The sequence below is a fragment of the Streptomyces sp. NPDC035033 genome (genome assembly GCF_040636735.1).
In the GTDB taxonomy this organism is placed as follows: domain Bacteria; phylum Actinomycetota; class Actinomycetes; order Streptomycetales; family Streptomycetaceae; genus Streptomyces.
In genome coordinates this window covers 67435-91944 of record NZ_JBEZUZ010000007.1, presented here as the reverse complement: position 1 = coordinate 91944, position 24510 = coordinate 67435, and the positions used below count along the sequence as shown (strand labels likewise).

General features: G+C 72.8%; 22 protein-coding genes. 8 read left to right on the top strand and 14 right to left on the bottom strand.

Going from position 1 to position 24510, the window contains the following annotated elements:
* The first annotated feature begins 96 nt into the window (after positions 1-96).
* Positions 97-705 (top strand): helix-turn-helix transcriptional regulator, encoded by a 609-nt coding sequence (locus AB0E83_RS05445; RefSeq protein WP_362106293.1) that lies wholly within the window; start codon positions 97-99, stop codon positions 703-705.
* 65 nt (positions 706-770) lie between these two features.
* On the opposite strand, the gene AB0E83_RS05440 is transcribed toward AB0E83_RS05445, so the two are convergent.
* Positions 771-1796, bottom strand: a complete 1026-nt coding sequence (locus AB0E83_RS05440; protein ID WP_362106237.1) for an ATP-dependent 6-phosphofructokinase — start codon at positions 1794-1796, stop codon at positions 771-773.
* Positions 1797-2127: 331 nt separating this feature from the next.
* Between AB0E83_RS05440 and pta the strand changes: the two genes are divergently transcribed.
* From pta to pyk, 3 genes are all read left to right on the top strand, one after another.
* Entirely contained in the window at positions 2128-4221 is a 2094-nt protein-coding gene (gene pta / locus AB0E83_RS05435; RefSeq protein ID WP_362106234.1) for a phosphate acetyltransferase, read from the top strand.
* A complete protein-coding gene (locus AB0E83_RS05430) occupies positions 4218-5432 on the top strand; it encodes an acetate kinase (protein WP_362106231.1) in 1215 nt (404 codons plus the stop codon). The genes pta and AB0E83_RS05430 overlap by 4 nt, the downstream gene beginning before the upstream one ends.
* 98 nt (positions 5433-5530) lie before the next feature.
* The gene (gene pyk / locus AB0E83_RS05425) at positions 5531-6961 is read left to right on the top strand and encodes a pyruvate kinase (RefSeq protein WP_362106228.1); all 1431 of its coding nucleotides are present in this window, start codon (positions 5531-5533) and stop codon (positions 6959-6961) included.
* A gap of 92 nt (positions 6962-7053) precedes the next feature.
* Here the strand turns inward: pyk and AB0E83_RS05420 are convergent, their stop codons facing one another.
* The 4 genes from AB0E83_RS05420 to AB0E83_RS05405 form a co-directional block, all read right to left on the bottom strand.
* Positions 7054-8406, bottom strand: coding sequence for a hypothetical protein (locus AB0E83_RS05420; RefSeq protein WP_362106225.1), 1353 nt, complete (start codon positions 8404-8406; stop codon positions 7054-7056).
* Positions 8396-8983, bottom strand: a complete 588-nt coding sequence (locus AB0E83_RS05415; protein WP_362106222.1) for a DUF6114 domain-containing protein — start codon at positions 8981-8983, stop codon at positions 8396-8398. The genes AB0E83_RS05420 and AB0E83_RS05415 overlap by 11 nt, the downstream gene beginning before the upstream one ends.
* A 107-nt stretch (positions 8984-9090) precedes the next feature.
* Positions 9091-9762, bottom strand: a complete 672-nt coding sequence (locus tag AB0E83_RS05410) for a DUF6230 family protein (protein ID WP_362106219.1) — start codon at positions 9760-9762, stop codon at positions 9091-9093.
* 596 nt (positions 9763-10358) lie between these two features.
* Positions 10359-11327, bottom strand: coding sequence for a tetratricopeptide repeat protein (locus AB0E83_RS05405; RefSeq protein ID WP_362106216.1), 969 nt, complete (start codon positions 11325-11327; stop codon positions 10359-10361).
* Between the two features lie 252 nt (positions 11328-11579).
* Here AB0E83_RS05405 and AB0E83_RS05400 point away from each other — a divergent pair, with 252 nt between their 5' ends.
* Positions 11580-12212, top strand: a complete 633-nt coding sequence (locus AB0E83_RS05400) for a TetR/AcrR family transcriptional regulator (RefSeq protein ID WP_362106213.1) — start codon at positions 11580-11582, stop codon at positions 12210-12212.
* A 9-nt stretch (positions 12213-12221) separates the two neighbouring features.
* The gene (locus AB0E83_RS05395; RefSeq protein WP_362106210.1) at positions 12222-12641 is read left to right on the top strand and encodes a PPOX class F420-dependent oxidoreductase; all 420 of its coding nucleotides are present in this window, start codon (positions 12222-12224) and stop codon (positions 12639-12641) included.
* Between the two features lie 62 nt (positions 12642-12703).
* Here AB0E83_RS05395 and AB0E83_RS05390 read toward each other — a convergent pair whose 3' ends face one another.
* The 4 genes from AB0E83_RS05390 to AB0E83_RS05375 form a co-directional block, all read right to left on the bottom strand.
* Positions 12704-14404, bottom strand: coding sequence for a methylmalonyl-CoA mutase family protein (locus AB0E83_RS05390; protein WP_362106207.1), 1701 nt, complete (start codon positions 14402-14404; stop codon positions 12704-12706).
* A gap of 73 nt (positions 14405-14477) precedes the next feature.
* Positions 14478-14810: a DUF3817 domain-containing protein gene (locus AB0E83_RS05385; RefSeq protein WP_362106204.1), complete on the bottom strand. Its 333-nt coding sequence runs from the start codon at positions 14808-14810 to the stop codon at positions 14478-14480.
* A gap of 64 nt (positions 14811-14874) precedes the next feature.
* A complete protein-coding gene (locus AB0E83_RS05380; protein ID WP_362106201.1) occupies positions 14875-15384 on the bottom strand; it encodes a MarR family transcriptional regulator in 510 nt (169 codons plus the stop codon).
* Positions 15385-15393: 9 nt separating this feature from the next.
* Entirely contained in the window at positions 15394-16677 is a 1284-nt protein-coding gene (locus AB0E83_RS05375) for an MFS transporter (RefSeq protein WP_362106198.1), read from the bottom strand.
* 116 nt (positions 16678-16793) lie between these two features.
* Here AB0E83_RS05375 and AB0E83_RS05370 point away from each other — a divergent pair, with 116 nt between their 5' ends.
* On the top strand, positions 16794-17789 hold the full coding sequence (locus tag AB0E83_RS05370) for a DUF5937 family protein (RefSeq protein WP_362106194.1): 996 nt from the start codon (positions 16794-16796) through the stop codon (positions 17787-17789).
* A 94-nt stretch (positions 17790-17883) separates the two neighbouring features.
* On the top strand, positions 17884-18909 hold the full coding sequence (locus tag AB0E83_RS05365) for a glycoside hydrolase family 6 protein (RefSeq protein WP_362106191.1): 1026 nt from the start codon (positions 17884-17886) through the stop codon (positions 18907-18909).
* A 24-nt stretch (positions 18910-18933) separates the two neighbouring features.
* Here AB0E83_RS05365 and AB0E83_RS05360 read toward each other — a convergent pair whose 3' ends face one another.
* From AB0E83_RS05360 to AB0E83_RS05340, 5 genes are all read right to left on the bottom strand, one after another.
* Complete coding sequence (locus tag AB0E83_RS05360) at positions 18934-20901, bottom strand: kelch motif-containing protein (protein ID WP_362106188.1); 1968 nt, start codon at positions 20899-20901, stop codon at positions 18934-18936.
* A gap of 3 nt (positions 20902-20904) precedes the next feature.
* Entirely contained in the window at positions 20905-22743 is a 1839-nt protein-coding gene (locus AB0E83_RS05355) for a cellulose synthase catalytic subunit (RefSeq protein ID WP_362106185.1), read from the bottom strand.
* Positions 22744-22834: 91 nt separating this feature from the next.
* Positions 22835-23503, bottom strand: a complete 669-nt coding sequence (locus AB0E83_RS05350) for a TetR family transcriptional regulator (RefSeq protein ID WP_362106182.1) — start codon at positions 23501-23503, stop codon at positions 22835-22837.
* A 284-nt stretch (positions 23504-23787) separates the two neighbouring features.
* Positions 23788-24081, bottom strand: coding sequence for an MTH1187 family thiamine-binding protein (locus AB0E83_RS05345; protein ID WP_189847976.1), 294 nt, complete (start codon positions 24079-24081; stop codon positions 23788-23790).
* Entirely contained in the window at positions 24078-24431 is a 354-nt protein-coding gene (locus AB0E83_RS05340) for a DUF3817 domain-containing protein (RefSeq protein WP_362106179.1), read from the bottom strand. The genes AB0E83_RS05345 and AB0E83_RS05340 overlap by 4 nt, the downstream gene beginning before the upstream one ends.
* Positions 24432-24510: the final 79 nt, after the last annotated feature.

Genomic DNA, 24510 nt, shown 5'->3' with positions numbered 1-24510 from the left:
CCAATCGTCACCCTGCGCACCTACCGTGGCCGGGTGCACCATCCCTCTCCCCCCTTCGACGCCCTCGCCGCGCGCCGCCTGCGCCAGGGCCTCGGCATGGCCCCGGGACACGTCGCGTACGGCCTGCGGGCGCAGTACGGCCTGTCCGTCACCCCCGACACCGTCGCCGCCTGGGAGCGCGGCACCCTCGCCCCGAGCGAACAGGAGCTGACCGCGCTGGCGGGCGTCCTGTGGTGCTCGCCCGCCGATCTGATCGCCGCCGCCTCCACGCTGCGGGAGCACCGGGTGGCGCGCGGCCTCTCCGTGGAGGAGCTGGCCCGCCGGGTGGGCGTCGCGGCGCACGCGTACGCCCGGATGGAGGACGGGGGCGACTGGCGCGGCACCGAGCGGCAGACCGCCGCCCTCGCCGAGGTCCTGGGCCTGGGCCCGCGGGCCCTGATCACCGCGACCGGCGGCGACGAGCGGCTCGCGGAGCTGCTGCGGGACGCGGCGACGACCCGCTGGCAGGCGTACGTGAAGCCGGTGGTGCGGATGCTGCCGCTGTCCAAGCGGGCGGTGGAGCCCGTCCTGGCCCGGCTGCACGCCGAGTACCACGCCCGCATGGCGGCGACGTCGAGCTGGGGCGCGTCGGGGGCGACGGGCGACGAGGGCCGGGCCTACCTGGACGACGTCCTGGAGCACTTCTGGGCGGCGGTCGGGCCGTAGGTCCGCGGGGAGAAGAGGCCGCAGGGCCCGCCGCGCGGGGCTTCCGGCCCGGGTGCGCGCGGCGGTCAGAAGACCGACTCGGCCTCCCGCATCCGCTCCTCCGGGACCGTCTTGAGCCGGGTGACGGCCTCGGCGAGCGGCACCATCCTCACGTCGGTGCCGCGCAGCGCCGTCATGTTGCCGAAGTCACCGCGGTGCACGGCCTCCACCGCGTGCCAGCCGAAGCGGGTGGCGAGGACGCGGTCGTACGCGGTGGGCGTGCCGCCGCGCTGGACGTGGCCGAGGATGACCGGGCGGGCCTCCTTGCCGAGCCGGCGCTCCAGCTCGTAGGCGAGGGCGGTGCCGATGCCCTGGAAGCGCTCGTGGCCGAACTGGTCGATCTCGCCCTTGCCGTAGTCCATGGTGCCCTCGGCGGGGTGGGCGCCCTCGGCGACGCAGATGACGGCGAACTTCTTGCCCCGGGCGAACCGCTCCTCGACCATCTTGACCAGGTCGGCCGGGTCGAAGGGGCGCTCGGGCAGGCAGATGCCGTGGGCGCCGCCGGCCATGCCGGACTCCAGCGCGATCCAGCCGGCGTGGCGGCCCATCACCTCGACGACCATCACCCGCTGGTGGGACTCGGCGGTGGTCTTCAGCCGGTCCATCGCCTCGGTGGCGACGCCGACGGCGGTGTCGAAGCCGAAGGTGCGGTCGGTGGAGGAGATGTCGTTGTCGATGGTCTTGGGGACGCCGACGACGGGCACGCCGGCCTCGGAGAGCATCCGGGCGGCGGTCAGGGTGCCCTCGCCGCCGATCGGGACGAGGGCGTCGAAGCCGCTCTTCTCGATGAGCTCCTTGGCGTTGGCGCAGGCGGCGGCGAAGCGGTCGCGCTCCAGGCGGGAGGAGCCGAGGATGGTGCCGCCGCGGGCGAGGATGCCGCTGACGGCGTTGAGGTCGAGGGGGCGGTAGCGGCCGTCGAGGAGTCCGGCGTAGCCGTCCTCGAAGCCGATGACCTCGTCCCCGTAGTTGGTCACGGCCCGGTGCACGACCGACCGGATCACTGCGTTCAGGCCCGGGCAGTCGCCGCCTGCGGTGAGAACTCCGATGCGCATCGTGCTGTGTCTCCTGCTCGTCGTGGTCCTTCTGAGCCGTTTCGATTCTCACACGAGGGATGCTCCCGGGCCGCTCGCCGCCGCTCCGCGCGTGCCGGGAGCGGGTCCGTCCGGGGGCCTTTCGTCCCTCGCCGGGGGCCTTTCGTACAGCGGGCGACCTACCCAGGTGCAGGGGTATTGTCAAGGGGGTAATGCCACCCTATCGGTGCCTTTTCGGCGCCGGGGATTGACGCAGGGCGAGGGCCGGGCCCGAGGACGGGCCGGGCCCTCGCGCAGGACGGCCCTCCCACGGGGCGGGCCCCTTCCGCAGGACTGGACAGGAGACCACGGCGTGACGCGCAGCGTGTACGTGACCGGGATCGACCGCGGGGACGGCCGCCAGGTCGTCGAGCTGGGAGTCATGGAGCTCCTCACCCGACAGGTGGACCGGGTGGGGGTGTTCCGGCCGCTGGTGCACGACGGCCCCGACCGCCTCTTCGACCTGCTGCGGTCCCGCTACCGGCTGACGCAGGACCCCGCGACGGTCTACGGCATGGACTACCACGAGGCCTCCGGCCTCCAGGCCGAGCAGGGCACCGACGAGCTGGTCTCCCGGCTGGTCGACCGCTTCCACGCGGTCGCCCGCGACTACGACGTCGTCCTCGTCCTCGGCACCGACTTCGCCGCCACCCAGCTCCCCGACGAACTGGCCCTCAACGCCCGGCTCGCGAACGAGTTCGGCGCCTCCGTCATCCCGGTCGTCGGCGGCAAGGGCCAGCCGTCGGAGTCCGTGCGGGCCGAGGCGCGCAACGCCTTCCGGGCGTACGACGGCCTCGGCTGCGACGTCCTCGCGATGGTCGTCAACCGGGTGGCGGCCGAGGACCGCGAGGCCATCGCCGAGCGGCTCACCGCCCGGCTGCCCGTGCCCTGCTACGTCCTGCCGGACGAGCCGGCGCTCGCCGCGCCCACGGTCGCCCAGATCACCCACGCGCTCGGCGCGACCGTCGTCCTCGGCGACGACGCCGGGCTCGCCCGCGACGCCCTGGACTTCGTCTTCGGCGGCGCGATGCTGCCGAACTTCCTCGCCGCGCTGACCCCGGGCTGCCTGGTCGTCACCCCCGGCGACCGGGCCGACCTGGTCGTCGGCGCGCTCGCCGCCCACTCGGCCGGTACGCCCCCGATCGCGGGCGTCCTGCTCACCCTGGACGAGCGGCCCACCGACGCGGTCCTCACCCTGGCGGCCCGGCTCGCGCCCGGCACCCCGGTGATCTCCGTCCCCGGCAACAGCTTCCCGACCGCCGCCGAGCTCTTCGCCCTGGAGGGCAAGCTGAACGCGGCCACCCCGCGCAAGGCGGAGACCGCGCTCGGCCTCTTCGAGCGGCACGTGGACACCGCCGACCTGCTGAAGCGGATCTCGGTGGCGCCCAGCGGCCGGGTCACCCCGATGATGTTCGAGCACGAGCTCCTGGAGCAGGCCCGGGCCGACCGGCGCCGGGTGGTGCTGCCCGAGGGCACCGAGGAGCGGGTGCTGCGCGCCGCCGACGTGCTGCTGCGCCGGGACGTCTGCGACCTCACCCTGCTCGGTGACGTCGAGGCCATCCGCAAGAAGGCCGCCGACCTCAGCGTGGACCTGCGCGACACCCAGCTGATCGACCCGCAGACCTCGGAGCTGCGGGACGCCTTCGCCGAGAAGTACGCGGCGCTCCGGGCCCACAAGGGCGTCACCGTGGAGCTGGCGTACGACGTGGTCTCGGACGTGAACTACTTCGGCACCCTGATGGTCCAGGAGGGGCTCGCGGACGGCATGGTCTCCGGCGCGGTCCACTCCACCGCCGCGACCATCCGCCCGGCCTTCGAGATCATCAAGACCAAGCCGGAGGCCTCGATCGTCTCCTCGGTCTTCTTCATGTGCCTCGCCGACAAGGTGCTGGTGTACGGCGACTGCGCGGTCAACCCGGACCCGGACGCCGAGCAGCTCGCGGACATCGCCGTGCAGTCGGCGGCCACCGCGGCCCGCTTCGGCGTCGAGCCGCGGATCGCGATGCTCTCGTACTCGACCGGCACCTCCGGCTCGGGCGCCGACGTCGACAAGGTCCGCGAGGCGACCAAGCTGGTCCGCGGGGCCCACCCGGAGCTGCGGATCGAGGGCCCGATCCAGTACGACGCGGCCGTGGAGCCCTCCGTGGCGGCGACCAAGCTGCCGGACTCGGAGGTGGCCGGCCAGGCGACCGTGCTGATCTTCCCGGACCTCAACACCGGCAACAACACCTACAAGGCGGTGCAGCGTTCGGCCGGTGCCGTCGCCGTCGGCCCGGTCCTCCAGGGCCTGCGCAAGCCGGTCAACGACCTCTCGCGCGGCGCCCTCGTCAGCGACATCGTCAACACGGTCGCCATCACGGCGATCCAGTCCCAGGTCCCGACCCCGGCTCAGGAGCTCCCCGCATGACCGGCACCCCCACCCGCGTCCTCGTCCTCAACTCCGGCTCCTCGTCGGTGAAGTACCAGCTCCTCGACATGAGCGACGGCAGCCGGCTCGCGCAGGGGCTCGTCGAGCGGATCGGCGAGGAGACCTCCCGGCTCGCCCACACCCCGCTCCGGGACGGCGGGGGCGCGACCCGCGAGCGCGTGGAGCCGGTCCCCGACCACGCGGCGGCCCTGAAGGCGGTCGCCGAGGAGCTGGCGGCCGACGGGCTCGGCCTGGACTCCCCCGAGCTGGCGGCGATCGGGCACCGGGTGGTGCACGGCGGGCTGCGCTTCACCGAGCCGACCGTCATCGACGACGAGGTGATCGCCGAGATCGAGCGCCTGGTGCCGGTGGCGCCGCTGCACAACCCGGCCAACCTGCTGGGCATCCGCACGGCCATGGCGCTCCGCCCCGACCTGCCGCAGGTCGCCGTCTTCGACACCGCCTTCCACACCACGATGCCGGAGTCGGCGGCGCGGTACGCGATCGACGTGGAGACCGCCGACGCGCACCGGATCCGCCGCTACGGCTTCCACGGCACCTCGCACGCGTACGTCTCCCGCGAGACGGCGAAGCTGCTCGGGAAGGAGCCCGAGGAGGTGAACGTGATCGTGCTCCACCTCGGCAACGGCGCCTCCGCCTCGGCGGTCCGCGGCGGCCGCTGCGTCGACACCTCCATGGGGCTCACCCCGCTGGAGGGCCTGGTCATGGGCACCCGCTCCGGCGACATCGACCCGGCGGTCACCTTCCACCTCAAGCGGGTGGCGGGGATGGACGCCGACGAGATCGACGAGCTGCTCAACAAGAGGTCCGGGCTGGTCGGGCTCTGCGGCGACAACGACATGCGGGAGATCCGGCGCCGGATCGACGCGGGCGACGAGCGGGCCGCGCTCGCCTTCGACATCTACGTCCACCGGCTGAAGAAGTACATCGGCGCGTACTACGCGGTGCTCGGCCGGGTGGACGCGGTCGCGTTCACCGCCGGCGTCGGCGAGAACGCGGCGCCGGTGCGGGAGGCGGCGATCACCGGCCTGGAGGAGCTGGGCCTCGCGGTGGACGCCGGTCTCAACGCGGCGCGGGCCGACGGCCCCCGGATCGTCTCGCCCGAGTACGCGCGGGTCGCGGTGGCCGTGGTGCCCACCGACGAGGAGCTGGAGATCGCCCGTCAGAGCTACGCACTCGTGAGCGGGTAGCCCCTCGAAGGAGTGAACGCCTGAGCGGGCCCCCGCCCATTTGTACTTTCCGCCAGTCGGAATATTCCGCAGTGAAACAAACCGATAGGATCCGCCTCATGCGCCGTTCCAAAATCGTCTGCACGCTGGGCCCCGCCGTCGACTCGTACGAGCAGCTGAAGGCTCTCATCGAGGCCGGCATGAACGTGGCCCGTTTCAACATGAGCCACGGGACCCAGGCAGAGCACCAGGAGCGGTACGACCGTCTCCGCAGGGCCGCCGCCGACACCGGCCGCGCCGTCGGTGTGCTGGCCGACCTCCAGGGCCCCAAGATCCGTCTGGAGACCTTCGCGGAGGGCCCGGTCGAGCTGGTGCGCGGTGACGAGTTCACCATCACCACCGACGACGTCCCCGGCGACAAGTCCATCTGCGGCACCACCTACAAGGGCCTCCCGGGCGACGTCTCCAAGGGCGACCAGGTCCTCATCAACGACGGCAACGTCGAGCTGCGCGTCGTCGAGGTCGACGGCCCCCGGGTCAAGACGGTCGTCATCGAGGGCGGCGTCATCTCCGACCACAAGGGCATCAACCTGCCCGGCGCGGCGGTCAACGTCCCGGCCCTGTCCGAGAAGGACGTCGAGGACCTCCGCTTCGCGCTCCGCATGGGCTGCGACATGGTCGCCCTCTCCTTCGTCCGCGACGCCGCCGACGTCAAGGACGTCCACAAGGTGATGGACGAGGAGGGCCGCCGCGTCCCCGTCATCGCCAAGGTCGAGAAGCCGCAGGCCGTCGAGAACATGGCCGAGGTCGTCGCCGCCTTCGACGCCGTCATGGTCGCCCGCGGCGACCTCGCCGTCGAGTACCCGCTGGAGCGGGTCCCGATGGTGCAGAAGCGCCTCGTCGAGATGTGCCGCCGCAACGCCAAGCCGGTCATCGTCGCCACCCAGATGATGGAGTCGATGATCACCAACTCGCGTCCGACCCGCGCCGAGGCGAGCGACGTCGCCAACGCGATCCTGGACGGCGCGGACGCGGTCATGCTCTCCGCCGAGTCCTCGGTCGGCGCCTACCCGATCGAGACCGTCAAGACGATGTCGAAGATCGTCGCCGCGGCCGAGGAGGAGCTGCTCTCCAAGGGCCTCCAGCCCCTGGTCCCCGGCAAGAAGCCGCGCACCCAGGGCGGCTCCGTCGCCCGCGCGGCCTGCGAGATCGCCGACTTCCTGAACGGCAAGGCGCTCATCGCCTTCACCCAGTCCGGCGACACCGCCCGCCGCCTCTCGCGCTACCGCGCCCAGCAGCCGATCCTGGCCTTCACCACGGACGAGGGCACCCGCAACCAGCTCACCCTGAGCTGGGGCGTCGAGTCCTTCCTCGTCCCGTTCGTGAACAACACCGACGCGATGGTCGACCTCGTGGACGCCGAGCTCCTGAAGCTCCAGCGCTACAACGCCGGCGACACCATGGTCATCACCGCCGGCTCGCCCCCCGGCGTCCCCGGCACCACCAACATGGTCCGCGTCCACCACCTGGGCGGCGGCGAACGCGACTGACGCGCACCGCCGCACGGCACCACGGCGAAGCCCCCGTCCGACGGATCGGACGGGGGCTTCGCGGTGTGCGGCTCCCGGAGCGGTACGGGGGATCAGCCGGGCTCGATGGTGTTGCGCAGGCCCGGGACCTTGAGGGTGCCGCCGAACTGGCCGGCCTGGATGACCACGGCGTTCGAGAAGATCGCGAGCGGGACGTCCAGCGGGGGCGGGGACTGGGGGGTGAACTCGATGGGGATGATCCCGAAGAGGTTGCCCTTGATCGACTCGGTGTACATGGTCACCGTGCCGTTCCGGATGGTCGAGGTGGAGCCCCTGTCCGACCGGACGTGGCCCTTGTAACCGGGCGAGTGGACGGTCGTCTGGTGCAGGTCCTTGATGTCCACGCCGTCCTTGGCGGTGAACTTCAGGACCTTCTTGATCTGGCCGCCGGCGGTCTTCACCTCCACGATGCCGTGGTACTTCAGGCCCTTGAGGGTGAGCAGCGTGGTGTCCAGGCGCCACGGGTCGTCCGGGAGGAGCGGGATGCCCGGCTCCAGCTCGGCGGCGGCGAGCGCGGCCGGGTCCGGCTCGGGGCAGGGGAAGCGGGGCTTGGCGCCGTCGGGTATGTCGGTGTCCGGCTTGGCGTCCAGCCCCTGGGCCTCCTCGGGGAGTTCCTCGACCTCGGCGCCGGCCTTCTCCGCGGCCTCCTCGATGGCGGCCTTGGTCTTCGCGGCGGTGGACGACGGCTCGGCCGTGTCCTCGGCCGGCTTCTCCTCGGTCGTGCCCGCGGGCTTCTCCTCCTCGGTCTCCGCGGCCGCCTTCTCCTGCCGCGGGGCGGCCGTCGTCGCCGAGCTGGTCGGGGTCGGCGTCGGAGCCGGGGTGGCGGAGGCGGTCGTCGGGGCGGCCGTGGGCTCCTGCTTCGGGGCCAGGCCGCCGAAGAGGTCCTTGAGGGCGTCGCCGACGCCCAGCGGATCGAGCGGGTTGACCGACTTCGTGGGCGTGGGCGTCGGGGTCGCCGTGGCGGCGGCCGCGCCGGCGGCCGGTGCCGCCGGGGCGGACGCGGTCGCGGTGGCCGTCGGCTCCGGGGTCGCCGTGGCGGTGGGCGTGGCGGTCGCGGACGGGGTCGCCGTCGGCTCCCCGCCCGGCCCGGCCGGCCCGGTGGCCGTCGCCGTCGGGTCCGGCTTCGCGGTCTCGGTGGCCTTCGCCGTGGGCGTGGCCGTCGTCTCCTCCGCCACCGGCTCGTCCGAGCGGGTCACACAGGGGCCGGGCGCGAAGGGGACGTCCTTCTCGTCGGCCAGCGCGGGGTTGGGCGCGAGGCCCATGCCCACGAACACCGCGGTCGGCATGGCGGCGAGCGCCATCGCCTTGCCCGCGGGACCCTGGATCCTGTTCAGCAGCGTCTTGCGCGGGGCCGCGTGGCGCGGCCCGCTCCTGCCGAGGCCCTGCTGGGTCTCGTCACCCCGCACTGTTCCTCCCGCCGTTGGCGTCGATCGTCGTGTCGGTCGCCGGTCCGTGCGCCTGCTCCGGGATCCCCGCCGCCGGTACGGCGCGGGTCTCGGCCTCGGAGTCGTACGCGGCCTCCGCGAAGCCGTCCGGCCCGCCGTCGTGCTCCGCCTCCGCCGTCGCCGGCGTCTCCTCGGTCTCCTCCGGCTCGGGCGCGGGGGCCCAGGAGGCCGACAGGGCGCCGCCGATGAGGGCGAAGAGGAATCCGACGACCAGTCCGCCGAAGTTCGAGACGGGGAGGGAGACCAGGGCCAGGACGATCGCCGCGACGCCCGCGAAGACCCGGACGACGGGCTGGAACCACATCGTCAGGCCGAGGGTGATGAGCAGGACGCCGATGATCAGCGCGCCGGCTCCGGCGGTCGTCGCCATGGCGAGGGTGACGTTGCCGAGCCGCAGGTCCCCGTACGGCAGGTAGGCGATCGGCACGCCTCCCAGCATGGTGAACAGTCCCGCCCAGAAGGGCCGGGTCTGCCGCCAGACCTTGAACCGGTTCTCCTTCTTGGGGACTTCGCGGGAGGCGAGGGTCTCGGCGCTCATGGAAACAGCTCCCTGGAAGCGGTGTTGCTGAGAAAGGTGAAGAGGCCGGGGACGGGCCCCGGCGCGGGTACGGGCCGCCGGAACGGCCCGCACCCTGGGGGACCGGATCAGTCCTTGAAGCACTCCGCCGAGGTGCCCCGGTGCAGGGACAGGCTCAGGTTGGGGAGCTTGAAGGTCGCGGCGGTGGTCGCCCACGCCTTCTGACGGACGTTGCTGAGCTTCGCGGTCTCGGCGCGCTGCGCGAAGCCGTTCAGGTTGGCCCTGGTCTCGGGCTGGATGCCCGGACGGCCCGGCAGGACCTCGCCCTTCTGGTTCTTGTCGGCGGAGCCCGCCGCGATGCCGATGTCGATGTTGCCGAACTCGGCGTCGGCCTTCAGGTCGGAGACGTCGAGGTACAGACCCGAGGCCTCGACCGGCTTCTTGGAGTCGGTGCCCGCGTTCAGCTGCAGCGTCACGTCGCCGACGAACGGGACCTTCGGGGTGACCACGGACTGGCACATCCCGTAGATCTTCGCCTTGTGGAAGCCCGACACGGCGACCGGAGCGGCGAAGGCCTCGCCCTCCAGCGTCTTGCCGGAGGCGACGCTGCCGTACTGGACGAAGCCCTCACCGACGAGGCTGTCGGCACGGACCTTGAACTCCTGGCCGGAGATGCTGAAGGACGCGGCGAGCGCGCCCTGGGCCAGGCCGACACCGATCGCGGCCGTGGCGGCCACGCTCGGGACCATGACGACGGCGAACCGCTTCCATCTGGTCCCGCCACGAACCTGGGACTTCATGAGAATCCTCCTTCTCGGACGTACATCTCCAAGAAGGGCCCGGGGCCCGTCCTGGGATGGGAGAAGAGCTACGTCCTCGGGAAGGAGAGCGCCGGGGCGTCAAAAGGCGCGACGCGCGTCCTGATCACCGGCGATCACCCCCGAGCGACAACCATGTGCCGCGCGTGCGCACGGCCCGGTGGACAGGTCCCGCCCGGTGGGAGCGGGAACCCCCCTGTCCATGGCCGGCCGCCTGTGGCGCCGGCCTGCCCGGTGGGGACCCTCGCCGCGTGTCCCGGGTGGTGGCCGGGGCGTGCGGTTCGGACCGAGCGTGGCCGATCGTGGTCCATTCCGGGCGCCCGCACAAGGGGTTCATTACTCGCTAGTAACGGATGCGTGACCGTGCCATGGCGCGATGCCGCCGGGCGGGTACACAGGGTGGAGGCCCGCGGCGCGGAAAATCCTCTGATAGGAGAGCGAACCCGGACAGACCCACGGGTTCGATTTACTGCAAGTAACAGCGGCCGCGTTTATCAAGATTTGGTAAAGCGCGGCCGCCGTTTGTCACCGTGTCGCCAAATCGTCGGACGATCCGGCACCCGGGTGCGTACCCGGACTCAGAACAGCACGCGCGCCAGCGCCTGCCGGGCCGCCGTGACCCGCGGGTCCTCGGGGCCGATCACCTCGAACAGCTCCAGGAGCCGCAGCCGCGCCGCGTCCCGGTCCTCGCCGACGGTGCGGCGCACGGTCTCCACGAGGCGCCCGAAGGCGTCCTGCACGTGACCGCCCACCAGGTCCAGGTCGGCGGCGGCGATCTGGGCGGCGACGTCCGCCGGGTCGTCCGCCGCGTTCTTCCGCACCGTCTGCGGGTCCAGGCCCTGCACCCGGCTCAGCAGCTCGGCCTGGGCGAGGCCCAGCTTGGCCTCGGGGTGCTGGGGGTCGTCCACGAGTACGTTCTTGTACGCCTGCACCGCACCGGCCAGGTCGCCCGCGTCCAGCGCGGACATGGCCGCCTCCAGGAGGGCGTCGTACGGACCGGCGGCCGGACGCGCGGCGGGGGCGGAGCCCTCCGCGCCGGCGTCCACGGTGAGGCCGGTCAGGCCGAAGCGCTCCTCGCCGATCTGGATCAGCTGGTCGAGGGTCTCGCGGATCTGCGCCTCCGGCACCGCGCCCTGGAAGAGGGGTAGGGCCTGGCCGGCGACGACCGCGAAAACGGCCGGAATTCCCTGGATGCCGAACTGCTGCATCAGCATCTGGTTGGCGTCGACGTCGATCTTCGCGAGGAGGAAGCGGCCGTCGTACTCCACGGCCAGCCGCTCCAGGAGCGGGCCCAGCTGCTTGCAGGGCTCGCACCACTCGGCCCAGAAGTCGAGGACGACCGGTACCTCGGCGGAGCGCTGGAGCACATCGCGCTCGAAGCCCGCCTCGTCGACGTCGATCACGAGGGCGGAGGGCGGCACCGCCGCGGGCCCGCCGTGCCGGGCGGCCTCGGCGCGCGCCTGCTCCGCCTTCGCCTTGGCCTCTCCGGCCGCCTTCACCGCGGCGAGGTCGACGACGCCGCTCATGGACATGTTTCGGGGCTGCATGAGTACATCCTCCCCCTTCCGCGCGCGTATCCGGTAAGCCGTGGCCGAACAGCGCCCTCCGCCGAGGGCGCTTCCTGCCCGCCGGGTCCCCACCCGGCGGTCCTGCGTGGTTGTCGCTCGGGCCTCTCGATGCCTTTCGCTACGGGTCGTAGCGTAATGGCCCCGGCCCGCCCGGAGGGAGCCCCCTGCCGTGAACTGCCTCACATCGCACGCCTCTGGCGCCTTACTTACCGGCGGGTATGGTCGTCGTCCATGTGTAGCAGCACCACCCCCCGCGGCCCCCGCGCCGGGCGCCCCCGCTCCGCCGAGGCCGACGAGGCCATCCTGGAGGCGACCCGTGCGGCCCTGGTGGAGCTGGGCTGGTCGAAGCTCACCATGGGCGACGTCGCCGGCCGGGCCGGCGTCGCCAAGACCACCCTGTACCGCCGCTGGGCCAACAAGAACGAACTGGTCGTCGACGCCGTCGCCGTCCTCTTCGACGAACTCGAACTGCCCGACCTGGGTTCCCTCCGGGCCGACATCGAGCACGTCGTCCTCCAGTTCGCCGCCCTCCTGGAGCGCCCCGAGACCAAGACCGCGCTGATGGCGGTGGTCGCCGAGTCGACCCGGGACGTCCCGCTGCGGGAGCGGATCCGCGCCTCGATCGTGGAGCGCCAGAAGCGGCTGGTCCTCGACGGCCGGCGGCGGGCGCAGGAGCGCGGCGAACTGCCCGCGCACCGCGACCCGGTGGCCGTGGAGGCCACCGACGACCTGATCTTCGACGTGGTCGCCGGCGCCGTGGTGCACCGCGCCCTGGTCAGCGCCGAGCCGGTGGACACCGCCTGGGTGACCCGGCTGTCGGCCCTGCTCGTGGGGGGTCTGGGCGCGGTGGCGACGCTCGGCTAGCGTGCCCGCATGACCACCCGTACAGACGTCCGGCTCTCCGCGCCGGTGCGCGCCCTGCTCGACGACGTGAACCACGCCGTGCTCTCCACGATCCAGCCCGACGGCTCCCCGCAGACCTCCGTGGTGTGGACGGGCCGGGACGGCGACGACGTGCTGATCTCCAGCCAGGACGGCCGCCGCAAGGTCGAGAACGTCCGGGCCGACGCCCGGGTCTCCCTCCTGGTCCCCGACCGCCACGACCCGAACCGCTACACGGAGATACGCGGCACGGCGACGGTCACCGAGGACGAGGGCCGGGCCCTGGCGGTGGCGCTGGCGGAGAAGTACGAGGGCGAGGGCGCCGGGCGGGAGTACCTGGAGCTGCCGCCGGAGCGGGTCCGGGTGGTGCTCCGGATCACCCCGGCGAAGGTGCTGGGCCCGGTCCGCTGACGCCCGCGGACGGGGCCGGTGCGGGAAGTCCCGTACCGGCCCCGTCCGTTCCCGTGGGGGGCTCAGAAGCCGGCGGGCTCCACGTACACGCCCCACTCCTCGCGCAGCACGCCGCAGATCTCGCCGAGGGTGGCCTCGGCGCGGACGGCGTCGAGCATCGGCGGGATCATGTTGGAGCCGTCGCGGGCGGCGGCCAGCATGGCGTCGAGGGCGGCGCGGACCCCCGCCTCGTCGCGCCGGCCCTTGCGGTCGCCGAGGACGCGGACCTGCTCCCACTCGACCTCGTGGCTGACCCGCAGGATCTCCAGGTCGCCGGTGACCGAGCCGTGGTGCACGTTAACTCCGACGACCTTCTTCTCGCCCTTCTCCAGGGCCTGCTGGTAGCGGAAGGCGGACTCGGCGATCTCGCCGGTGAACCAGCCGTCCTCGATGCCGCGCAGGATGCCGGAAGTGATCGGGCCGATCGGGTGCTTGCCGTCCGGGTGGGCGCGCAGGCCGCGCTCCTTGATCTGCTCGAAGATCTTCTCGGCGTCGGCCTCGATCCGGTCGGTGAGCTGCTCGACGTACCAGGAACCGCCCAGCGGGTCGGCGACGTTGGCGACGCCGGTCTCCTCCATGAGCACCTGCTGGGTGCGCAGGGCGATCTCGGCGGCCTGCTCGCTGGGGAGGGCGAGGGTCTCGTCGAGGGCGTTGGTGTGGAGCGAGTTGGTGCCGCCGAGGACGGCGGAGAGGGCCTCCACGGCCGTGCGGACCACGTTGTTGTACGGCTGCTGGGCGGTGAGCGAGACGCCGGCGGTCTGGGTGTGGAAGCGGAGCCACTGCGCCTTGTCGGTCTTGGCGCCGTACACCTCCTTCATCCAGCGGGCCCAGATCCGGCGGGCGGCGCGGAACTTGGCGATCTCCTCGAAGAAGTCGAGGTGCGCGTCGAAGAAGAAGGAGAGGCCGGGCGCGAAGACGTCCACGTCCAGGCCGCGGGAGAGGCCGAGCTCCACGTAGCCGAAGCCGTCGGCGAGGGTGTACGCCAGCTCCTGCGCGGCCGTCGCCCCGGCCTCGCGGATGTGGTAGCCGGAGACGGAGAGCGGCTTGTACGCGGGGATGCCGGCCGCGCAGTGCTCCATCAGGTCGCCGATGAGGCGCAGGTGCGGCTCCGGCGGGAAGAGCCACTCCTTCTGCGCGATGTACTCCTTGAAGATGTCGGTCTGGAGCGTGCCGTTGAGCACGGCGGGGTCGACGCCCTGGCGCTCGGCGGCGACGAGGTACATGCAGAAGACGGGGACGGCGGGGCCGGAGATCGTCATCGACGTGGTGACGTCGCCGAGCGGGATGTCCTTGAAGAGGACCTCCATGTCGGCGGCGGAGTCGATGGCGACGCCGCAGTGGCCGACCTCGCCGAGCGAGCGGGGGTCGTCGGAGTCGCGGCCCATGAGGGTGGGCATGTCGAAGGCGACCGAGAGCCCGCCGCCGCCGGCGGCGAGGATCATCTTGTACCGCTCGTTGGTCTGCTCGGCGTTGCCGAAGCCGGCGAACTGGCGGATGGTCCAGGTGCGGCCCCGGTAGCCGGTGGGGTGGAGCCCCCGGGTGAAGGGGTACTCGCCGGGCCAGCCGATGCGCTCGAACCCCTCGTACGAGTCCCCGGGCCGGGGCCCGTAGACCGGCTCGACCGGGTCCCCGGAGAGCGTGGTGAAGTCCGCGTCGCGCTTGCGGGCCTTGTCGTAACGGGCCTGCCAGCGACGGCGGCCTTCCTCGATGGCGTCAGCGTCCATGCCTTCGAATTTACTAGGACGTCCTAGTAAATGTCGATGAGAAACCCCCGCACAGTTGTGCGGGGGTGGGGTGTCAGACCTTCGCGGGAACCGGCTGCCCGCCGCTGACCAGCGGCTTCACCTCGGCGACGATCTTGCGCTCGACGAAGAAGGCGGCGAAGGGGATGGTGCCGCTCAGCAGCACCCACAGCAGCTTGCCGAACGGCCACTTGGCCTTGGAGCCCAGGTCGAAGGCGAAGACCAGGTAGATGATGTAGAGGACGCCGTGGGCCTGGGAGACCGCGAAGGTCACGTCCTCGCCCATGTCGAACCCGTACTTGAAGACCATGCAGGTGCACAGCACGAGCAGCATGACGGCGGTCACGTACGCCATGACGCGGTAGCGGGTCAGCACGCTGGATTTCATGCCGTCGAGCGTAACCGCCCGTTCCGGGCGATCTTCGCGGGGGTCGGCCCTCGCCGGAGCGGGGTCAGCCCTCGTCGAAGTCGTGCGCCGCGACCCGCAGGGGGCGCAGGAGGGCGAAGATCTCCGCGCACTCCTCCGCGTCGTACGCGCCCAGGCCGAACTCCATCTCCATCAGGTCGCGGGTGGCCGCCTCGACCACCTCGCGGCCCTTCTCCGTGATGGAGGCCAGCGTGCCGCGCCCGTCGTTGGGGTTGGGCCGCTTGGCGACGAGGCCGGACTTCACCAGGCGGTCCACCGTGTTCGTCACCGAGGTGGGGTGGACCATCAGCCGCTCGCCGATCTTCGACATGGGGAGCTCGCCCGCCTGGGAGAAGGTGAGCAGCACCAGCGCCTCGTAGCGGGCGAAGGTCAGCCCGTACGGCTTGACCACGGCGTCGACCTCGGCCAGGAGGATCTGGTGGGCGCGCATGATCGAGGTGATCGCGGCCATCGAGGGGACCGGACCCCAGCGCTTCTGCCAGAGTTCGTCGGCTCGGGCGATGGGGTCGAAGGGGAGACTGAGCGGCTTCGGCACGCGTCGACCTTACCGACTGGTCACATGCCGGTCAGCCCTGTCTCGTCTTTCGGTCGCGAGGAGGACGGCGACGGCGGCGGTGGCCAGCGCGCCGGCGCCGGCGACGACCAGGTGGACGGGGACGAACTCGGCGACGAGCCCCGCGCCGGCCATGCCGAGGCCCTGGACGGTCATCATGCCGCCGGACAGGAGGGTCATCGCCCTCCCCCGCCGCTCCTCCGGGACCGCGGCGACGAACCAGGCGTCGAGGCCGAGGGTGTACGCCCCGGCGGCGCCGGCCAGGACGAGGGCGACCGCCGCGAGGGCGGGCCCGGGGCGGAGCGCGTACAGGAGGAAGGGGAGGAAGCCGGCGAGGAGCAGCGGGGCGACCAGCCGGGAGCGGGTGGCGGGCTTCAGGAGGGCGCCGGCGAGGAGCTCGCCCGCGATGGTGCCGACGGGCATGGCGCACATGAGGAGGCCGAGGGCGGCGGTGGAGACGCCGAGCCCGTCGGCGTAGGGGGCGGCGAGGGCCTCGGGGACGACGGCGAAGAGCGGCGGCGTCCAGAAGAGCAGCAGCAGGACGCGGATCCGGCGGTCGCGCAGCAGCGACCACCCGGCGCCGCTCCCCGCGCGCCCGGCGGCGGCGCGGGCGGGGCGGCGGGCGGTGCCGAGGCGCAGCAGCAGGGCGGAGAGGAGGAAGGTCGCGGCGGTGAGGGCGATGGCGCCGCGGGCGGGGACGACGGTGAGCAGCACGCCGCCGACGCCGAAGCCGGCGAGGAGGGCGGACTGGGAGACGATCCGGAGGAGGGAGCGGCCGAGGACGAAGAGGTCGCCCTCGCCGAGGATGTCGGTGAGCGTCGCCATCCGGACCCCCTGGAAGACCGGGGCGACGGCGGCGACGGCGCAGCGCAGCACGAGCAGCCCGGCGACCGGGGTGGCGGGCAGCACCATGAGCGCGACGGCGGCGGCGGAGACCAGGTCGCAGACGACGAGGACCCGGCGGGGCGGGAAGCGGTCGGCGAGGCCGGCGAGGAGGGTGCCGCCGAGGAGGTAGGGGAGGAAGCCGAGGGCGAAGGTGAGGGAGGAGAGGAGCGGGGAGCGGGTGAGGTCGTAGACGAGGACGGTGAGGGCGATCTCGCTGACGACGAGCCCGAGCAGCGAGAGCAGGTGCGCCCCGAAGACCCACCGGAACTCACGGACCCGGAAGACGGCGAGGTAACCGGCCGTCGGCGCGGCCCCGGCGGCGCCGGGGGTGTCGGGGGCGGGGGCGTCCGGTCCGGCGGCGCCGGGGACGGGGGTGTCGGTCTGGGTCATGGGAGCAGCCTGGGGGCGGGCGGACGGCGGCCGTAGACTTTCGGCTCCAGCCGAATCTTCGCCGGGCGCCCCGCGCCCGCCCGCCGCGCCCGGCTCCGCGCACCCGGAGGGTTCCCGTGCCGTACCACCTGCTGTTCGGGGAGACCGATCCGCTGCGGATCCGGTTCGCCGTCTCGCCGCTCTGGGAGGCCCAGTCGGCGGTGCGGGTGCTGGCGCGGCCCCGGCAGCAGGGCTACCACCTGCCGTGGCTGCGGCGGATCGCCGCGGCCGCGCGGGAGCTGGAGCTGGCGCCGCTCCAGCTGCTCATGCCGCTGCGCGGGCACTCGCCGGACTTCCTGTACCCGCCGCCGCTGGGTCCCGCGGCTTCCTTCGAGGAGGAGCTCGCCGCCGTACGGGCGGTCGATCCGGCGCTGGTCGGGCCGGACCTGGCCCGGGCGCTGGCCTGTACGCCGGGGGCGGCGGAGAGCCCGGAGGGGCGGCGGCTGCTCGCCGACCCCGCCGGGGCGGTGGAGCGCCTGGCCGATCTGCTCCAGGCGGCCTGGGAGGCGCTGATCGCCCCGCACTGGCCCCGGCTGCGGGCGCTGCTCGAAGCGGACGTGGCGTACCACTCGCGGCGGCTCGCGGACGGCGGTCTGGAGCGGCTGCTCGGCGAGCTGCACCCGTCCTTCTCCTGGGACGCGGAGGCGGCGGTCCTGGAGGTGGACGGCTACCGCGGGGAGCACGTGCGGGCGCTGGGCGGGCAGGGGCTGGTGCTGATGCCGTCGGTGTTCATCTGGCCGGACGTGGTGAGCGGTTTCGAGGAGCCGTGGCAGCCGACGGTGGTGTATCCGGTGCGCGGGATCGGCGGGCTGTGGACCCCGGCGCGGGAGCGGACGCCGGAGGTGCTGGCGCGCCTGCTCGGCCCGGTGCGGGCGGACGTGCTGTGCGCGCTGGACGCGCCGATGGGGACGACGGCGCTGGCGCACCGGCTGGGGCGGGCGCCGTCGTCGGTCTCGGCGCACCTGGCGGTGCTGCGGGACGCGGGGCTGCTGACCTCGCGGCGTTACGGCCACCAGGTGCTGTACGAGCGGACACCGCTGGGGATCGCGGTGTCGCAGCCGGACGCCGACTGACCGTCATGTCACGATAAGCCCCGTTCGCCCGGCTGCCGCGGGCGGATCCCACGCCCGTACTCCCCTCTCCCGTGTTGCCGACCCTGGGGGCCGGATGTCCCGCCGCACCACCGTCACCGCCACGCTCGCCCTCGTCAGCGCGCTGTTGCTGGCCGGGGCCGGCTGTTCCTCCGACGGGCCCGCCCCCTCCCCCGTCGGTCCGCCCGCCACGACCGGGGGCGAGGCTCCGGCGCCGACCGGCGGGTCGCCGTTCTGGGTGGATCCGGAGAGCGACGCGGCGAAGCAGGTGCGGCGGTACGAGGCGCAGGGCCGCGCCGACGACGCGCGGGTGCTGAAGCGGATCGCGGAGCAGCCGGTCGCGGAGTGGCCGGCCGGTGACGACCCGGTGCCGGAGATCCTGCGGGCGGTGCGGGGGGCGACGGCCGAGGGCCGGACGGCGGTCTTCGTGGCGTACAACATCCCGCACCGGGACTGCGGCATGTACTCGGCGGGCGGGGCGCACGACGGGGCGGCGTACCGGGCGTGGATCGACTCCTTCGCCTCGGCGATCGGGGACGCCTCGGCGGTGGTGGTGCTCGAACCGGACGCGGTGCCCCACATGGTGGACGGCTGCACTCCGGCGCAGTACCACGAGGAGCGGTCCGCGCTGCTCGCGGAGGCGATCGAGCGGCTGAAGCGGCAGCCGCGGACCCGGGTCTACCTGGACGCGGGCAATCCGGCGTGGATCGACGATCCGGGGAAGCTGGTGGAGCCGCTGCGGCGGGCGGGGATCGGCCGGGCGGACGGCTTCTCGCTGAACGTGTCGAACTTCCAGACCAACGCGGCGGTGCGGGAGTTCGGGGCGACCCTGTCGGGGCTGCTCGGCGGGCTGCACTTCACGATCGACACCAGCCGGAACGGCGCCGGCCCCCTCCCGGGGGACCGGGCGGAGGCCTGGTGCAATCCCCCGGGCCGGTCGCTCGGCGTGCCGCCGACGGACCGGACCGGGGACGCGCTGGTGGACGCGTACCTGTGGATCAAGCGGCCGGGCGATTCGGACGGGCAGTGCCGGGGCGGCCCGTCCGCGGGGACCTGGTGGCCGGAGTACGCGCTCGGCCTGGCCCGCCGGGCCGCGTCCTGACGCGGCCCCGGACCCGAGGAGCCGTCACCCCTCCCCCACCTGGATCCACTTGGCCTCGGACGGGATGCCGTCCCGGTCGGTGACGAAGAGCATGTACCAGCCGGGCGGGACGAGGGTGCGGTCGTCGGGCACGTCCACGGTGACGGTCAGGCCGTCCTTGCCCTTCGTCAGGTCCACGGCCACCGAGCGCTGCTCGACGTCGGTGGTGTGGGTGACGGCGCTGGGCCGCATGAGCCGGGCCTTGGCGATCCGCCCGGCGTCCTTGGTCTTGAAGGTGGCGCGGCCGTTCCGGTCGAGCTCCCGCGGCCCCTCGCCGAGCACCGGCCGGTCGGCGCCCGCCTTGTGCAGGTAGGGCGGGGTGAAGACCTCGATGCGCTGCTCGAAGGTGCCGAGCTTGGTGTTGTCCTTGTCGCCGAAGAGCGGGTCGGAGCCGAAGGTGGCGACCCGTCCGTCGGGCAGCAGCAGCGCCTCCGAGTGGTAGTTGCGGCCGACGGTGGGGTCGGCCGCCGCCGCGAAGGCGTTGGTGGCGGGGTCGTAGAACTGGGCCTTGAGGATGTCGCTGCCGCCGCGGCCGCGGTAGTCGCGGGAGCCGCCGGTGGTGAAGACGGTGTCGTCGGGGAGCAGGACGCTGCTGAGGTAGCGGGTGCCCTGCGGGAGGGCGGGCCCGTCCCGGAAGACGGGGTTGTCGCTGCCCAGGTCGACGACGGCGGTGCGGGCGGTGGACTTGGCGGACTCGCCGACCCCGCCGCCGCCGAGCACCATGACCTTCTGGGCCTGGGCCGGGGGCAGGATCAGGGAGGCGGAGGTCTCCAGCTGGTCGGGGTCGCTGAGCCCGGACAGCTTGGTGAAGGTGTTGGTCCTCAGGTCCCACAGGCCCGGTTCGCGGCCCTTCTCGGCGGGCCCGTAGCCGGCGTTGGAGCCGGTGTAGAGGAGCTTGCCGCCCTTGGTGAGGAAGAGCGAGGGGTAGGTGGGGAAGTAGCGGAAGGGGCCCTTGGACCACTTCTTGGTCTTGGGGTCGTAGATCTCGTTGTCGCCGGGGACGACGTCGCCGACGTCGTTGAGGCCGGAGACGGCGAGGACCTTGCCGTCCTGGAGGCCGACGAGGGTGGGGTACCAGCGGGCGTCCTTCATGGGGGCGACCGGGACGTACTTCTCCGCCTTGGGGTCGAACTCGTAGGCGGCCTTGATGCCCTGGAAGTCCTGCTTCTCGGTGGTGAGCTTCTGGGCGAGGCCGTAGACGTTGTCGGCGTCCTTGCCCTTGAGGCCGACGACCTCGTACTGGGCGGCCTGGGTGGTGAGGCCCCGCGGGCCCTCCTCGACGGCCTCGACGAAGACGCGGGCCTCGGCCGCGGTGACCTTGGTCCGCCACGGCTTCATCTGGCCGCTCTTGAAGTACGAGATCTCGAACTCGCGCTTCGCCTTGGGGACGGTGACGTCGGTGGTGGTGACGTACTCGACGCCGGACGGGGAGCGGAAGCGGGTGCCCTTCTTCAGCGTGACGGCCTTGTCGGGGGACTCGTTCTTGACCCGCATCCCGCCGCCGGCCTTCTTCACGCCGCCGTCGAGGACCTCGTAGCGGGCGGTGCCGCCGGCCACCAGGAGCCGCCCGTCGGGGAGTTGGCTGTGGCCGGCGCAGAAGAAGTCCTCGGGGGTGGGGACCTTCTTGAAGGTGTTCCTCACCGGGTCCCACAGGACGGTGTCGAAGGTCCCGGCGTCGAAGTTCTTCTGGTTGTTGCCGGAGCCGGCGATCAGCAGCACCTTGCCGGTGTGCAGGAGGGCCGCGTGGATGGCGTTGATCCGGGCCCCGTCGGGGACGGAGACGCCGCCCCAGGAGCCGTACCGCTTCTTGTACTCCGGCTGGGCGATCTTGTAGGCGTGGTACTTCTCCGTGGCGAAGGAGACGGCGGCGGGGGCGTTGAGCGCCGCGAGGACGAGGACGGCGCCGCTGCCGAGCAGGGTCTTCTTGAACTTCTTGGACGGCCGGTAGGCCATGGATCAGTTCCCTCCGGTCGTCGTGGGCGCGGTGGTCGCGGGCGGGTGCGGGGGCAGCGGCGGGAACTGCGGCAGCGGCGGTACGGCGCGCAGCTCGATCCCGGCGCGGGCGACGGCGAGGCGGCGCTCCCGGGTCCGGGCGCGGGCCCGGGCGCGGACCGCGCGGGCCCGCCGGTCGCGCAGGCACGTGAAGGCCCAGACGGCGACCGGGGCGAGCGCGATGACGAGGGCGAGGACCGCCCAGGTGCGCATGGCCGCGTGGGTGTGGTCGTAGCGGACCGAGGCCACCAGGGAGGCGATGAGGACGGCCGCCCAGAAGAGGTGGATGCGGAAGGTGAGGACGCGGTCGGGGCTGGCGGCGCCGCCCTTGGGGGTGACGACGAAGCGGCCGCGGGTGCGCAGCAGCGCGGAGCCGAGGGACCTGAGGTAGACGGGCGCGGAGAGCGCGGACATCACCATGCCGGCGAGGCCGCCGGAGCCCTCGGGTTCGTGCGGGGAGACGTTGTGGCGGCGGTTCCAGAGGTAGAGGCCGATCTGGAGGGCGACGGCGTCGCTGTAGATCATCAGCCAGACCTGGGAGGAGACCTGGGTGCCGGAGGCGCCGAGCCACAGGTAGAGGACGCAACTGAGGATGCCGAGCAGCCAGTTGACGGCCGTCATGGGGTAGTAGACGAGCATCAGCGCGTAGTTGAGGAGGCGGCCGGGAGGCATGGTGAACGGCGCCTTCCAGGACTGCTTGAGGATCGTCTCGTACGTCCCCCGGGACCAGCGGAGCTGCTGGGTGAAGAAGTCGGTCCAGGACTCGGGGCCCTCGCCGACGGCGAGGACGTCGGGGGTGTAGACGGAGCGCCAGTACCGGCCGGTGACCGGGTTCTTGCGGCGGTGCAGTTCGAAGCCGGTGGCCATGTCCTCGGTGATGGAGTCGTACAGGCCGCCGATCTGCTTCAGGGCGGCGATCCGGACGACGTTGTTGGTGCCGACGAACATGGGGGCGCGGTAGCGGTTGCCGGCGCGCTGGATGAGGGCGTGGAAGAGGAACTGCTGGGACTCGGCGGCCTTGGTGACGGCGCCGGTGTAGTTGCCGTAGACCTGCGGTCCGACGACGAAGGCGACGTCGGGGTCGCGGAAGTAGCCGAGCATCCGCTCCAGGAAGTTCGGGAGCGGGACGTGGTCGGTGTCGACGGAGGCGAAGTAGTCGTAGGCGTCGCCGTGCCGGGCGAGCCAGGCGTTGTAGTTGCCGTGCTTGGTCTTCGCCTTGTGCGGGCCCTTCGCGCGGTTCCACTCGGGCACGCCGGCGCGGGTGAAGTGGCGGACGCCGAGTTCGGCGCAGAGCGCCTTGGCCTCGTCGCTGTCTCCCTCGTCGAGGAGCCAGACGTGCAGGATGCCGTCGTGCCGGAGGCGGACGGCGGCCTCCAGGGTGGCCCGGACCATGGCGAGGGGTTCCTTGCCGGGCACGTACGTGGTGAGGAAGGCGACCCGGGTGCCCTTCTCGGGGTACACGGGGACGGGGTCGCGGGCGACCATGGTGGCGTGGGCGATCGAGGAGACGTTCACCAGCATGAAGAGGCAGATGAGGCCGATCGACACGAGCATCACGGTGTCGTACGGCACCCGCCAGGCGTCGTCGCCCTCGCGGACGGTCCAGTGGCTGGGCCAGACCAGGTAGGCCAGGAGCACCGCGGAGAGCAGCGGCGCGAGGGCCATGAGGAGGACGGCTCGTATTCGGTGCGGCTCCTTGGAGAGCAGACTCGTGTACCGCACCTGGTACGCCGCCGTGTCCGGTTCCGTGAGGGGACCGGCGAGTCGGCTGTAGGTGTCGTAGTCGTAGCCTCCCGGCCGCACGGTGCCTCCAGCTGTCGTCGATCGGGTCGATATCCCCACGAAAGGGGAGATCGTCCGGCGTGTCGACTGGAGTACTCCGAGTGAGGGTGCTCTAGCGCCCGCGTCCACCCGATCGACGCAGCGTGTACGCGACGGCCTTCCGCGCGACCGGGTTCAGCTCCTCCACGGCGGCGAGCAGCGCGCCGAGTTGCTCCAGGGCGGTGAGGGCGGCCTCGGCCCCCTCGGGGTCGACGCCCTCGTACAATTCGAGGCCGACGAAGGAGGCGGCGACGGCGCGGGCGAGTCCCGCGGGGTCGGCGATCCCGTCCAGCGGGGTCCCGGCGAGCACCCGCCGGAGGACCCGCTCGATCTCCTCGGCCCACAGGTCGAGGCCGGCGGCGGTGGCGGGGGCGAGCCGGGGGTGGGTCTGGGCGCCGGCGAGGAGCTGGGCGAGGACGGCGACGTGGCCGGCGTCCCGTTCCTCCTCGTGCATCGCCCGCCCGAAGGCGAGCAGCTCGGTCAGGCCGGTGACGGCCCGGAGCCGGTCGCGGTGGCGGGCCACCCGCTGCTCGGCGCCGCGCCGGCAGGCGGCGGCGAGGAGGTCGTCGACGGAGCCGAAGTGGTAGAAGACGAGGGCCTGGTTGACCCCGGCGGCGGCCGCGACGGACCGGGCCGAGGTCCCGGCGATGCCGTGCTCGACGAGGCTCCGCAGGGCGCCGTCCAGCAGCTTCTCGCGGGTCTCCCGCCCCTTGGCGTCCCGCGCCTTCGTCTCCCGGCTCACGCCCCGCCCCTCTCGCCCGCGGGCCCGTCCCGCCCCTCCCGGCGCGCGGGCCCCCCGGCCCCGGCGCGGCTCCGGCCGCCGCCGGACCGGTGGCGCTCCCCCGCGGAGACACCGGCCCCGGCGACGGCCGGGATCGGGAGCGGGCCGTGGACGCGTCCCGGCCTTCCTCCCGTCTTGAGCGACTGCTCAAGGAGGACGTTAACCGATGGCGATCATTCGCTCAAAGCGCTGGTGGGAACCGAGAAGCCCCCGGCGATGGACCGGGGGCTCGGGGCGGCTCGGGTTCAGCCGGCCAGGTGGCGCTCGACCGTCTCGACCTTGGCGGTGAGGCCGTCGGTGACGCCGGGCCGGACGTCGGCCTTGAGGACGAGGGAGACGCGCGGGGCGCGCGCCTCGACGGCGGCGACCGCCCGCTTCACGACGTCCATGACCTCGTCCCACTCCCCCTCGATGGACGTGAACATGGCATCGGTGCGGTTCGGCAGCCCGGACTCCCGGACGACGCGGACGGCGTCGGCGACGTACTCGCCGACCTCCTCGCCGACGCCGAGCGGAGTGACGGAGAACGCGACGATCACGCCTTCACCGCGCCCTCGGCGGCCTCGGCGCGGGCGCGGGAGGCGATGACGGCGGCCTCGGCCTCGGCCTTCAGCTTGCGGTCGGCGAAGAAGCCGCCGAAGGGGATCACCGAGAGGACGAAGTAGACGGCGGCGGTGCCGAAGCTCCACTTGGTGCGGTTCCAGGCGTCCAGCCAGAAGAGCACGTAGAGGACGAAGAGCACGCCGTGGACGGCGCCCATCACCGGCACCGCGTTGAAGTCCGTGGTCCGCTTGAGCACCGAGCAGACCAGCAGGAGCAGGAACGAGACGGCCTCGGGCGCGGAGACGAGCCGGAGGCGGTGCAGCGAGGAAGCGGTCTTGAGGTCCACGGAGGGATCACCTTCGTTCGAGCAGGAGCGCGATCTTGTGAACGGATGCACAAGGGGTGGGCGAGTCCATTGTGCACGG